This is a genomic window from Oscillospiraceae bacterium (assembly GCA_035380125.1).
GTDB lineage: Bacteria > Bacillota > Clostridia > Oscillospirales > JAKOTC01 > DAOPZJ01.
Genome location: DAOSWV010000002.1, coordinates 89,643 through 102,789 on the forward strand (window position 1 = coordinate 89,643; position 13,147 = coordinate 102,789).

A 13,147-nucleotide genomic window follows, 5' to 3' on the forward strand; every position below is an offset into this window, starting at 1 on the left:
CGAGAACCGTTAATTCGGATCTCGGCGTTTTTGTTTTGGATTTTTACAAAATTAACACTTGACAAGAGAAAACGGTTTATGCTATTATAAGCCAAACTTAATAATGGTTGTGAACCAAACCGCTGAAGCGGAGATAACGGTGATCATGATCCCACAGAGAGCCCGAGATGGTGGAATTCGGGCGGAAAACAAGTCATCAAATGGACCGCTGAGGGCGCAGGCGAAAAACGAATCTGTCGATTTAAAGTAAATCTGACGATTTACTAAGTAGTTTGCGACGTGTGGGCATACGTCAGTTGCCGGGGATATGCTGGTATCCCGCAAAGCGCACGGCAATTGCCGTGAATCAAGGTGGCACCGCGAATGAGTATTCGTCCTTGACAGAATTTCTGTCAGGGATTTTTTGTTGTTTAAAGGAGTCGAGAGTATGATCAGACCGAGTTTGGAAGAAGTCAAAAAAATCGCAGCGAGTGGGCAATACGGGGTCGTGCCGGTCAGCACCGAGATGCTGTCGGACATCAAAACGCCGATTGAGGTATTGAAAATTTTGAAAAACGTCTCCGGGCACTGTTATCTGCTGGAATCGGTGGCGGGAAACGAAAAATGGGGTCGGTACACCTTTTTGGGATTTGACCCGAAACTCGAGATCACCTGCGTCAACCGGCAGATGAAAGTCGGGCCGCTGTCGTTCGAGACCGGCGATCCCGGAAAGTACATCCGACAGGTTTTGGGCGAACACAAGAGTCCGAAATTTTCGTATCTGCCGTCCTTTACCGGCGGGCTGGTCGGTTATTTTTCGTACGATTATCTGAAATACGCCGAGCCGACATTGAATCCGGGTGTATCGGACATCGAGGGGTTCAAGGACGTCGACCTGATGTTGTTCGACAAGGTGATTGCGTTTGATAACTTCCGTCAAAAGATCATTTTAATCGTCAATATGGCGCTGTCCGACGTGACCGAGAATTATAACAAAGCCATTATGGTGCTTGAAAACCTGAAAGACCTGATTCAAAACGGCAAACCCTGCGAGGACAAGCCCGGAAAGCTGACCGGCGAAATCAAGGCGTTGTTTGACAAAGAGCGATACTGCGAGATGGTCGAAAAGGCAAAATACCATATTCACGAGGGCGATATTTTTCAGATTGTGCTGTCCAACCGGCTCGAGGCCGAATTCGAGGGCAGTTTATTGAACGCTTATAGGGTGCTGCGCACCATCAATCCGTCGCCGTATATGTTCTTTTTTTCGTCGTCGGATATGGAGGTCGCCGGAGCTTCACCCGAGACGCTGGTCAAACTCGAGGATGGCGTGCTGCACACCTTCCCGCTGGCCGGAACCCGCCCGCGCGGCAAGACCGAGGAAGAGGATAAGGCGCTTGAAAAAGAATTATTAGCTGATCCCAAGGAACTGGCCGAACACAATATGTTGGTCGATTTGGGGCGCAACGATTTGGGGCGCATCAGCAAGTTCGGGACGGTCGCGGTCGAAAAACTGCGAAGCGTGGAACGGTATTCTCATGTGATGCACATCGGCTCGGTGGTGCGCGGCGAAATTCGGGACGATAAAGACGCGCTCGACGCCATCGACGCGGTGCTGCCGGCGGGAACGCTCTCGGGCGCGCCGAAAATCCGCGCCTGCCAGCTGATTGATGAACTTGAAAACAACAAGCGGGGCATTTACGGCGGGGCAATCGGGTATATTGACTTCACCGGAAATTTGGACACCTGCATTGCGATTCGGATCGCCTACAAGAAAAACGGCAGGGTGTTCGTGCGCAGCGGGGCGGGTATTGTGGCCGACTCGGTGCCGGAGAGCGAATATCAGGAGTGCCTGAACAAGGCGGCGGCGGTCATTAAAGCGTTGAAGACAGCAGAGGAGGAAGATTTATGATTGTTTTGATCGATAATTACGACAGCTTTTCGTATAACCTCTATCAACTGGTCGGCACGCTGAATCCAGACATCAAGGTTATCCGAAACGACGCGATGACGCCCGAACAGATCGATGCGTTAAAACCCGAGGCCATCATCATTTCACCGGGGCCGGGCAGACCCGCCGACGCGGGTGTCAGTATTGAAACGATACGAAAGCTCGGGAGCAAATATCCGATTCTGGGGGTGTGTCTGGGGCATCAGGCCATCTGCGAGGCGTTCGGCGCGACGGTGTCCTATGCCAAAGAGCTGATGCACGGCAAACAGAGCCAAACCGAAATTGACACCGCTTGCCCGCTGTTCACCGGTCTGCCGAAGGCCATTCCGGTGGCGCGCTATCACTCGCTGGCGGCGGTCGAGAGCACGATGCCCGGCTGTTTGGAAGTGACCGCGCGCACCGAGGACGGAGAGATCATGGGCGTGAAACACAAACAATACGATATTTACGGCTTGCAGTTTCACCCGGAGTCGATTTTGACACCGGACGGTATGGAGATATTGAAGAACTTTATGAGGAGGAGCAAAAATGATTAAGGAAGCCATCGTCAAGATCGTCAATAAGGAAGATCTGACTTACGAAGAGGCCTATACCGTCATGAACGAGATTATGAGCGGCGAGACCTCCCAGACCCAGAACGCCGCGTTTTTGGCCGCGCTTTCGACCAAGAGCACCAAGGCCGAGACCATCGACGAGATTTCGGGCTGCGCCGCGGCGATGCGCGACCACGCGACCAAAGTGGTGCACGGTCTTGAAGTGCTCGACATCGTCGGCACGGGCGGCGACGGTGCGCACAGCTTTAATATTTCAACCGTCGCGGCGATTGTACTGGCGGCAGGCGGGGTCAGGGTGGCGAAACACGGAAACCGCGCGGCTTCGTCCAAATGCGGCACGGCGGACTGCCTTGAGGCGCTGGGGGTGAAAATCGAACTGTCGCCGGAAAAATGTGCCGAACTGCTGAAAATGACAGGCATCTGCTTTCTGTTCGCCCAGAAATACCATATGTCGATGAAATACGTAGGACCGATTCGCCGCGAACTCGGAATTCGAACCGTCTTTAACATCCTCGGGCCGCTGACCAATCCGGCGTCTCCGACGATGCAGTTATTGGGCGTTTACGACGAAGCGTTGGTCGAGCCGCTGGCAAAAGTTATGGCGCAGCTCGGTATCAAGCGCGGGTTCGTCGTCCATTGTCGCGACCGGCTGGACGAGATGGCCACCTGCGCGCCGACGGTCGTCTGCGAGATCAAGGACGGGTATTACAAGAGCTTTATCATCAAACCGGAGGATTTTGGGTTTGTCCGTTGTAAAAAAGAAGACCTCTTGGGCGGTACGCCGCAGGAAAACGCACAGATCGCACTGGCGATTTTAAACGGCGAAAAAGGCCCCAAGCGTGACACAGTGCTGATGAACGCGGGCGCGGGGCTTTATATCGCCGGGAAAGCCGCTTCAATTGCGGAGGGTATCAAGTTGGCAGAAGAATTGATCGACTCGGGCAAAGCCTTCAAAAAGCTCGGGGAATTTAAGGAAGAATCGAACAAATGAATGGGGATATTTTAAAAACCATCGCCGCGTACACCCAAAAGCGGGTCGCGAAGGCGAAAAAGAGCGTTTCGGCGCGGCAAATGCGGGATATCGCCATTTCGATGCACGGGACGGCGGATTTTCCGTTCGAAAAAGCGCTGTCGGGCGCGGAGATCGGTTTTATCTGTGAGGTCAAAAAGGCCTCGCCGTCAAAGGGGCTGATCGCACCGACATTTCCGTATTTGAAAATCGCCAAGGACTATGAAAAAGCGGGTGCGGCGGCGATCTCGGTGCTGACGGAGCCCAAGTGGTTTTTGGGACAGGACGACTATCTGCGGGAAATCGCGGGGGTGGTTTCGGTCCCGTGCCTGCGCAAGGACTTCACGGTCGACGAATATATGATTTACGAAGCCAGAACACTCGGCGCTTCGGCGGTGCTGCTGATTTGCTCGCTGCTCGACGCGGAGACGATTAAAAAATACATCGGCATCTGCGATATACTGGGGCTATCGGCGTTGGTAGAGGCGCATGACGAGAATGAGGTGAAAACCGCATTGTCGGCGGGCGCAAGAATTATCGGCGTCAACAACCGCAATCTGCGTGATTTTACGGTTGATCTCGAAAACAGTGTGCGGCTTCGACAGTTGGTGCCGAAAGAGGTTTTGTTTGTGGCCGAAAGCGGCATCTCGACGGCGGAAGACGTGGAAAAGCTGCGCAATGCGGGCGTGAACGGTATTTTGGTCGGTGAGACCCTGATGCGCGCAGCTGACAAAAAGGCCGCGTTGGATGCGCTGAGAGGCATTTTATGAACGAAGTAAAAATCAAAATCTGCGGGTTGTTCCGCGAACAGGATATCGAATATGCCAATGCGCTGAAACCGGATTATATCGGATTTGTGTTTGCGAAAAGTCATCGGCAGGTCACGCCCGGACAAGCAAAAAAACTGCGGCAAAAACTCGCGCCCGGGATGATACCGGTCGGGGTATTTGTCGATGAACCGGTCGAACATGTGGCGAAACTGCTGTCCGACGGCGTGATTGAGATGGCGCAGCTGCACGGGCACGAGGATGAGAAATACATCACCGAGCTGCGTAAACTTTCCGGCAAGCGAATTATTCAGGCGTTTCGGATTACGGAAAATCGCGATGAGGAAAGAGCGGTTTTGTCGACGGCGGATGATATTTTACTCGACGGCGGGAGCGGTTCGGGCGTACAGTTTGACTGGACGTTGATTCAGGAGGTAAAAAGACCGTTTTTTCTGGCGGGCGGATTGAATCCGGAGAATGTGTCCGAAGCGATTCGGGTCGTAAAACCGTTCGCGGTTGACGCCAGTTCCGGGGTAGAGACCGGAAAAGTGAAAGATTTTGAAAAGATGCGGCGTTTTATCGAAGCCGTAAGAGGTGTTTAAGATGGTATTTATTTTAAAAAAAGGCGTTCCGAAAGAGAAAATTGACGCGTTTATCAGGGACTGGGAGGACAAGGGGTTTTCGACGATCTGGGCGCCCGGCACCGATCACAACGCGGTCTGCCTGATCGGTAACACCGCCGCAGTTGATATGGACGCGGTCGTGCAGACCAATGCCATCGTCGAATATGCCCGGCGGGTGACCGAACAGTATAAGGCCGCAAGCCGCACGGTACATCCCGAAGACACGATCATCGAGGTCGGCGGTGCGAAAATCGGCGGTAACAATTTTACGGTGATCTCCGGGCCGTGCTCGATTGAAACACGGGAGCAGATGATTGCGATTGCGCAGTCGGTGAAAAAAAGCGGCGCGGTGATTTTGCGCGGCGGCGCATTCAAGCCGCGCACTTCGCCGTATTCGTTTCAGGGTCTCGGCGAAAACGGGTTAAAATTGCTGCTTGAAGCTAAGGCGGCTTCCGGGCTGCCCGTGATCACGGAAATCATGAACCAGACGCAGGTGCCGTTATTTGACGAAGTGGACATTGTTCAGGTCGGCGCACGGAACATGCAAAATTTCGATTTACTCAAGGCTGTCGGCAGGATGAATAAGCCGGTGCTGTTAAAGCGCGGGCTGGCCAACACGATTGACGAGCTGCTGATGAGCGCTGAGTATATTTTATCCGAGGGCAATTCGCGGGTGATTTTGTGCGAACGCGGCATCCGTACTTTCGAGACCGCCGCGCGCGGCACACTCGACTTGACTGCGGTGGTGATTTTGAAACAAAAAACCCATCTGCCGGTGTTCGTCGATCCCAGTCACGCGTCCGGCATCAGTTCACTGGTCGCGCCGCTCTCCAAAGCCGCGCTTGCGGTCGGTGCGGATGGGCTGATGATCGAGACCCACAACGACCCGGCAAAGGCACTGTGCGACGGCGCGCAATCGCTGGATTTGGAGCAGTTCGGGACATTGATGAAAGACTTGAAATCCCGCGTGGGGTTCGAGGGAAAAACGATGTCGGGGATGGGAAATGGAAATTGATATAATGGGGAGATTTCATTCGTAGGGGCGGCATTCCTGACGCCCCGCATGGAAGTTATATTTAATATGAGGTAAAGCGGAACGGTCAAGACCGTTCCCTACATGATACAAAAAGGACGGTAAAAAACATGAGTAATCCGAAAGGGCGGTTCGGGATTCACGGCGGGCAGTATGTCCCCGAGACGCTGATGAATGCCTTGATCGAGCTGGAACAGGCGTATGAACATTATAAAAGCGATCCGGCGTTTAACGCGGAACTGACGGCGTTATTCAATGAATATGCGGGCAGGCCGAGTCGGTTATATTTTGCCAAGCGCATGACCGAGGATTTAAAGGGGGCGAAAATCTATCTCAAGCGAGAAGATTTAAACCACACCGGGGCGCACAAGATCAACAACGTGCTCGGGCAGGCGTTATTGGCCAAAAAGATGGGCAAAAAACGGTTGATTGCCGAGACCGGCGCAGGTCAGCACGGGGTTGCGACTGCGACCGCTGCGGCGCTGATGGACATGGAATGCGTTGTTTTTATGGGCGAAGAAGACACCAAACGGCAGGCATTGAACGTCTACCGGATGCGTTTGTTGGGTGCAGAGGTAATCCCTGTGATGACCGGAACCCGGACATTGAAAGACGCTGTTTCGGCGGCTATGCGTGAGTGGACCACGCAGGTCGAAGACACGCACTACTGCCTCGGGTCGGTGATGGGACCTCACCCGTTCCCGACGATTGTGCGGGATTTTCAGGCGGTGATTTCAAAAGAGACCAAAGAACAGATGCTGCAAAAAGAAGGTCGGCTGCCCGACGTGGTAATGGCATGTGTGGGCGGCGGCAGCAACGCGGCAGGATCATTTTATCATTTTATTGATGATCAAGACGTTCGGCTGATCGGGTGTGAGGCCGCGGGGCGGGGTGTGGATACCTTCGAGACTGCCGCAACCATCAGCACCGGTAAACTCGGGATTTTTCACGGAATGAAATCGTATTTTTGTCAGGACGAATACGGGCAGATCGCACCGGTGTATTCGATTTCAGCGGGGTTGGATTATCCCGGAATCGGGCCTGAGCACGCATATCTACACGACATCGGCAGGGCGGAATATGTGCCTGTGACCGATGAAGAAGCCGTGCAGGCGTTTGAATATCTGTCGCGGATGGAGGGCATCATTCCCGCTATCGAGTCGTCGCACGCCGTGGCACATGCGATGAAGATGGCGCCGGAGATGGATAAAGACAAGATCATTGTGATTACGCTGTCGGGGCGCGGAGACAAGGACTGTGCCGCGATCGCCAGATACAGAGGGGAGGATCTTTCGGAATGAGCAAGATGAAAAAGGCCTTTGAAAACGGCAAGGCGTTTATCGCATTTATCACATGCGGCGACCCCGATCTGGAGACCACCGAAAAAATCGTGCTCGAGATGGCGAAAAATGGGGCCAATCTGATTGAGCTCGGGATTCCGTTTTCCGACCCGACCGCCGAGGGTCCGGTAATTCAAGAGGCCAATAACCGCGCGCTTTCGGGCGGCGTGACGACCGATAAAATTTTTGAGATGGTACGTCGGATTCGGCAAAAAACCGACATCCCGCTGGCGTTTATGACCTATGCCAACGTGGTGTTTTCGTACGGAACCGATCGGTTTTTGAAAACCTGCGCCGAGATCGGGATCGACGGGTTGATTCTGCCCGATCTGCCTTTTGAGGAGAAAGCCGAATTCGACGTCCCATGTAAAAAACACGGGGTTGATTTGATTTCGCTGATTGCGCCGACTTCGCATGAACGGGTCGCGATGATTGCCAAAGAAGCATCCGGTTTTGTGTACATCGTCTCGTCGTTGGGCGTGACCGGTGTGCGTAGTGAGATCAAAAGCGATATCGGCGAAATGGTCAAACTCGTGCGGGAAAACACCGCTGTTTCCTGCGCGGTGGGATTTGGTATCTCCACGCCGGAACAAGCAAAAAAGATGGCACAGATCGCCGACGGCGTGATCGTGGGCAGTGCGATTGTAAAGCTGATTGCGCAATACGGGCGGGAGTCCGCGCCGGCTGTAGGTGAATATGTCAAGCGCATGAAAGACGCGATTCGATAAAGGAATTCCGTATGTTGGAAAAGACCGTTTCCGGGATGGATTTATCTGCCCGGAGACGGTCGAATTTTGTCTGAAAACGTTGATTTTCGAATTTGAGTGTGTTACGATTGGTATAATTCTAACAGCGGGGTGAACATTTTTGATTTACAACGATTTTGCGCTGAGCGGTAAAACATTGCGGCTGAGCGTTTTTGCTGAAAATATCGTCCGGGTGCGGGTATCGAAGAAATTCGAGCAGACTCTTTTCGAGCGATACGGAATTTTTAAAGAATCGGATGAAATCGGCGAAAAAACCCAAAGCGGCGTAAAGGCCGGACAACTCGGCGTTTCGTTTGACGGGCAAAAAATCATCATCTCCAAAGGCGGCGGCATTCGTTATGAAATCAATTTTTCAAAGGATATTGCTGCCGACAGCAAGTGGTATAATGAACAACTGAACCGTTTCCGGCCGGACAGCCAGCGTATTTTGGGAGACGACGCCAAACGCACGATCAACACGGTTGATTTTGAAAAGGATCCGAAGAGCCTGACGATGAAGACATTGCACGGCGAGCGGTTTTACGGACTCGGTACCGGCAACCACGAAGATTTGATTTTAAACGGCAGAACCTATTTGCAGCGGGTGGTCTATGCCACCAGCGAGATTCCCATCCCGTTTGTGATGAGTGAAAATATCGGTGTTTTATGCGCGGCGACGATCTGGCACGGCATTGACATCTGCAATCGGAACGAGAATGAAATCGGCTGGTTTTTGCCTGACGGGGAGATCGATTTTTATATTTTCGGCGGCGATTCGCTCAAAGAAAACCTGCGGCTGTTCACGCGGCTGACGGGGCGTTCGGCGCTGCTGCCGAAATGGGCCTACGGATTGACGTTTATCGATCAGTACAAGGCCGACCAATTTGAAGTGATGCGCAATGCGGCGGACTTCAGAAAGAAAAAGCTGCCTTGCGACATGATCAGTTTGGAACCGGGTTGGATGGAGACCGAATACGATTTTTCAACCAAGAAAAAGTGGGATGTGGATAAGTTTTATATCTGCGATTGGATGCGGCACGACGAACCCGGCAAGCAGATGTTCACGGCGGCGCTCAAACGGTACGGGTTCAAATTGGCGCTGTGGTTATGCTGTCAGCACGACTTCACCGCCGATGAGGAAACCCGAGCGGGCAATCCGACCGATTTCGGCATCGAGCCGTGGTATCTGCATCTGCGTCAATTCGTCAACGACGGAGCAGCGGCCTTTAAGATGGACCCCTGTAGGATCGTGGACGGGGCGAATGAACAGCGCGTTTATGCCAACGGACGCGGCGAGCCCGAGATGCACAATTTGATGCAGACGCTGTATCAAAAACAGATGTATTACGGTATCAGCGAGCACACCAAGCAGCGGCCCATGCATCACTTCTGCGGCGGGTTCACCGGCACGGCACAATATGGTGCGGCGACGACCGGAGACAGCGGCGGCGGGCATAAAACCATGGTCTGGGTATTGAACTGCGGGCTCTCGGGCCTTTCGAACATCACCTGTGACATGGACATCTTTTCGCCGCAGACGCTGCACTACTGCTTTTTCACCGCCTGGTGCCAATTGAACAGCTGGTCGGGCTTCCGTCAGCCCTGGTGGGCGGGTGACGACAACGAGGAATGCTTTGCGTTCTATGATCGGAACCGGTATGCGCTGCTGCCCTATATCTACTCGGCGGCAATCGAATCCAATATGACTGGGCTGCCGGTCGTACGGGCGATGCCGCTGGAATTTTCCGACACCGAAGTTGAAAATACCGTCGCTCAGTTCATGTTCGGAAAAGAACTGTTGGTCGGGGCTTTTACGGATAAAGTTTGGCTGCCGAGAAATGAGGTCTGGATCGATTTTTGGAGCGGCAAGGAATATCAAGGCGGGCAATGGGTCGAGGGCACGACGCCCGAAAACCGTGGCGGTCCGCTGTTTATCAGGGGCGGTGCGATTATTCCGACACAGCCGGAACGGCAGTTCACCTCCTGCAAAGATGAACCGGTGTTGAATTTGAAAATCTATCCGTGCAAAACCAGCGAATATACCCTTTGGGAGGACGACGGGCTGTCGCTGTCCGAAACCAGAGCCAAGACGGTGTTTTCGGTCGAGGCCGGGGCAAAGACGATTAAATTGAAACTCGGGCCGCGTACCGGGTCTTTTGAGGGGATGTGCATTCGGATGTACAACCTCACGGTGCGCTGCGACTGCGCCAAAGAAGTCTTGATCGGCGGCAGGCCGCAAAGTTTCAGCTGTGAAAGCGGGTTTATTAAATTTGCTGCACGTGACGGCGATGAGATCACGATAAAACTGTAAATCAGCATTGCACGGCTTTTCTCGGCAGAGAGACCGCCGTACCCGCTGTTTTACAGTTGGCTTACAAAATCAATCATATCGATCTTGAAGAAATTTGTATAAGGGAAGAGCGTATTGGGAAAAGACAGGAGCAAGACCCTGAAGACGCATCTGCCGAACAGGCCGCTGTATGCGGTGCTCTCGGCGGGCGCAACGGCGTTTTATGCCCGCAAGGCAAAGATCGTCTGTGACAATACGGCGATCAAAGGGATGAAACCGCCCTTTATTGCAGTTTGCAATCATCCGAGTTTCTTTGACTGGATTTTGATGGCACGGGCTTTGCGCCCGCATCGGGTTAATATCATCATGACCCGGTATTATTACTGCTATCGGGGACTTGCGATGCTCCTGGATGGGTTGGGCGCGATTCCCAAAGATCTGTTTTCGCCCGATCCGCAGACTGTACGCGCAGCCATGACCGTGATCAAGAAAGGCGGCTGTATCGGTATTTTCCCGGAGGGCAGACTGTCTCCCGACGGGAGAATCGAATCCTTTCACTCGTCGATCTATAAACTGATGAAAAACCTCGGGGTGCCCGTTATCAATGTCCACGTCGAAGGCAGTTATTTTATCCGACCCAAGTGGTCGCATCAGATGCGCAAGGGGACGGTGTATGTCAAGGCCGAACCCTTGTTTACGGCGGGCGAGTTGGAGAATATCGACGAACAGACCGCGTTGGAACGGCTCGAAAAAGCATTGTTTTATGATGAAAGTGCGACACAACGTATTCGCCGCACGCAATTTCGACATCCCGCCATCGCCGAAGGGCTGCACAGAATTTTATATCTGTGTCCGAAGTGCGGCGCGGAATTTGCGATGAAGACGGCGGGCGGGCGGATTTTTTGCGAGAAATGCGGAAATGCCGCAACCTTGAACGCTTTTTATGATCTTGCCGCCGAATCCGCAGAAAGCGTGATCCCGGCTTCGATCGGAGACTGGTACGAGCTGCAGCGCGAATTTGAGTTTTCACGCATCTGCCGCGACCCGGAGGTAAAAATGAGCGGTCATGTCGTTTTGCGGCAGCCGCGATTTGGGCGAGAACCGTTTTCGGTGGTCGGGGAGGGCGTTGTGACGCTCGATAAAAACGGTCTGGTTTATCAGGGAAGCCGGGACGGTGAGGCGTTTCTGCTTGAGGTTCCCTTGAATATGCTGAAAGCATTGCTTTACGGGGCTGAATGCGATTTTGAAATTTATCACCGGGGACAGTTTTATTATTTTGAACCGGACAACCTTCTGGAATGTGTTAAATGGTCGGTTTTCGGGGAACAGCTCTACGTGTATCATATTTTGAAAAAGAGGGATGCGGATGCAACAATCGGAGCGGCAAAACGGGATTAGAATCGGAAAACGCACCTTTATCAGTACGGTGTGCGTGTTGCTGGCGGTGATGGTCTGTGCCGGTGTTTTGACCCTTGTGCTGCCGCAGGGCAGTTATGACCGGGTGATTGTGAACGGATACGAGGAGATTGTGCCGGAGTCATACGCGATCAACGAGAGCGGTAAACTGCCGGTCTGGCGGTGGTTCACCGCGCCGTTCGAGGTGCTGATCGGCAGCGACGGCGCGATGGCGATCATGATCATTTTGTTTCTGGTTTTTATCGGAGGCACGTTTTTGGTGCTCGATAAAAGCGGTGTGATGCGGTATATGCTGACTTCGGTTACCGTGAAAATGAGCAGGCACAAATATGCGTTACTGGCGGTGATGACGCTGCTATGCATGATTGTCGGCTCTACGATGGGAATTTTTGAGGAGTTCGCCCCGCTGGTGCCCATTGTGGTAGCATTGGCGTTGGCCTTGGGGTGGGATTCGTTGGTCGGGCTTGGGATGAGCATTCTGGCGGTCGGGTTCGGCTTTTCGGTCGGCACCTTTAACCCGTTCAGTATTTTAGTGGCGCAAAAGCTGGCCGGGCTTCCGATATTTTCGGGGCTGCTGTTTCGGGTCGGTGCATTTTTAGTCTTTTACGGCATTCTCATCACCTTTTTGTTGCTGTATGCAAAGAAGATTGAAAAGAATCCGCAAAAGTCTATTTGTTGGGAATCCGACAAAGCCATGCGGGAAAAATATCATTATGATCCGCAGGACGGAACACTTGATAGTGTCGCGCTGAAAAAAGCGACATTCGTGTTTGTCGGGGCGTTCGGGCTGATCTTTTTATACATCACGGTCTCGCTGATTTTGCTTTATAACGGAAACGGCACACTGACCGATTACACCATGCCGGTGATGGCGGTCGTGCTGACTGCGGGGGGATTATTGGCCGGGAAGGTCTCGAAGTATGCCGAAAAGGGGCTTTTGCGTGATTTCGGGAAAGGGATGCTGGCCATGGCGCCGGGTGCGCTTTTAATCGTAATGGCTATGAGTGCCAAGCAGATCGTGTTGGCGGGCGGAGTCATGGATACCATTTTGCACGGTGCGTATGAATTGATGAGCGGTGTGGGGAAATATCAGGCGATTCTGATTGTGTTCGGGTTTGTGCTGGTGCTCGAATTTTTCATCAGCAGTGCCTCTGCAAAAGCTTTTATCGTCATTCCGTTGGTGGTTCCGTTTGCGTCGCTGTTGGGGTTGACCCGGCAATCGCTGGTGCAGAGCTACTGCTTTGCCGACGGTTTTACGAATCTGTTTTTCCCGACCAACGCTGCGCTGCTGATTGTGCTGGGGCTTGTGAATCTGCCGTATTGGAAATGGATCAAATGGGGCTGGAAACTGACATTGGTCACGGTTGCGGCCTGTGTGGGATTATTGCTGCTTGCGGTGCGGATCGGGTACGGGCCGGCGTGATTTGATATTCGACTCA

General features: G+C 53.0%; 11 protein-coding genes. All 11 read left to right on the forward strand.

Translation table 11 applies throughout. The annotated features are described in order from the left end of the window. Positions 1-427: 427 nt before the first annotated feature. Positions 428-1,891, forward strand: coding sequence for an anthranilate synthase component I (trpE, locus tag PK629_01025; protein HOP10053.1), 1,464 nt, complete (start codon positions 428-430; stop codon positions 1,889-1,891). Then, positions 1,888-2,466: an aminodeoxychorismate/anthranilate synthase component II gene (locus PK629_01030; protein ID HOP10054.1), complete on the forward strand. Its 579-nt coding sequence runs from the start codon at positions 1,888-1,890 to the stop codon at positions 2,464-2,466. The genes trpE and PK629_01030 overlap by 4 nt, the downstream gene beginning before the upstream one ends. After that, complete coding sequence (gene trpD, locus PK629_01035; protein ID HOP10055.1) at positions 2,459-3,475, forward strand: anthranilate phosphoribosyltransferase; 1,017 nt, start codon at positions 2,459-2,461, stop codon at positions 3,473-3,475. Before PK629_01030 ends, trpD begins: the two co-directional genes overlap by 8 nt. Next, complete coding sequence (gene trpC, locus PK629_01040) at positions 3,472-4,263, forward strand: indole-3-glycerol phosphate synthase TrpC (protein ID HOP10056.1); 792 nt, start codon at positions 3,472-3,474, stop codon at positions 4,261-4,263. Before trpD ends, trpC begins: the two co-directional genes overlap by 4 nt. Then, positions 4,260-4,862 (forward strand): phosphoribosylanthranilate isomerase, encoded by a 603-nt coding sequence (locus PK629_01045; GenBank protein ID HOP10057.1) that lies wholly within the window; start codon positions 4,260-4,262, stop codon positions 4,860-4,862. The genes trpC and PK629_01045 overlap by 4 nt, the downstream gene beginning before the upstream one ends. Position 4,863: 1 nt before the next feature. Continuing rightward, a complete protein-coding gene (gene aroF, locus PK629_01050) occupies positions 4,864-5,898 on the forward strand; it encodes a 3-deoxy-7-phosphoheptulonate synthase (protein ID HOP10058.1) in 1,035 nt (344 codons plus the stop codon). Positions 5,899-6,026: 128 nt separating this feature from the next. Further along, positions 6,027-7,217 carry a tryptophan synthase subunit beta gene (trpB, locus tag PK629_01055; protein ID HOP10059.1) on the forward strand — a complete coding sequence of 397 codons (1,191 nt, stop codon included), beginning with the start codon at positions 6,027-6,029 and terminating at the stop codon, positions 7,215-7,217. After that, positions 7,214-7,984 (forward strand): tryptophan synthase subunit alpha, encoded by a 771-nt coding sequence (gene trpA, locus PK629_01060; protein ID HOP10060.1) that lies wholly within the window; start codon positions 7,214-7,216, stop codon positions 7,982-7,984. Before trpB ends, trpA begins: the two co-directional genes overlap by 4 nt. Before the next feature lie 139 nt (positions 7,985-8,123). Next, complete coding sequence (locus PK629_01065; protein ID HOP10061.1) at positions 8,124-10,313, forward strand: glycoside hydrolase family 31 protein; 2,190 nt, start codon at positions 8,124-8,126, stop codon at positions 10,311-10,313. 114 nt (positions 10,314-10,427) lie between these two features. Next, positions 10,428-11,690 carry a lysophospholipid acyltransferase family protein gene (locus PK629_01070; protein ID HOP10062.1) on the forward strand — a complete coding sequence of 421 codons (1,263 nt, stop codon included), beginning with the start codon at positions 10,428-10,430 and terminating at the stop codon, positions 11,688-11,690. After that, positions 11,659-13,131, forward strand: coding sequence for an AbgT family transporter (locus tag PK629_01075; protein HOP10063.1), 1,473 nt, complete (start codon positions 11,659-11,661; stop codon positions 13,129-13,131). The genes PK629_01070 and PK629_01075 overlap by 32 nt, the downstream gene beginning before the upstream one ends. Positions 13,132-13,147 lie beyond the last annotated feature (16 nt).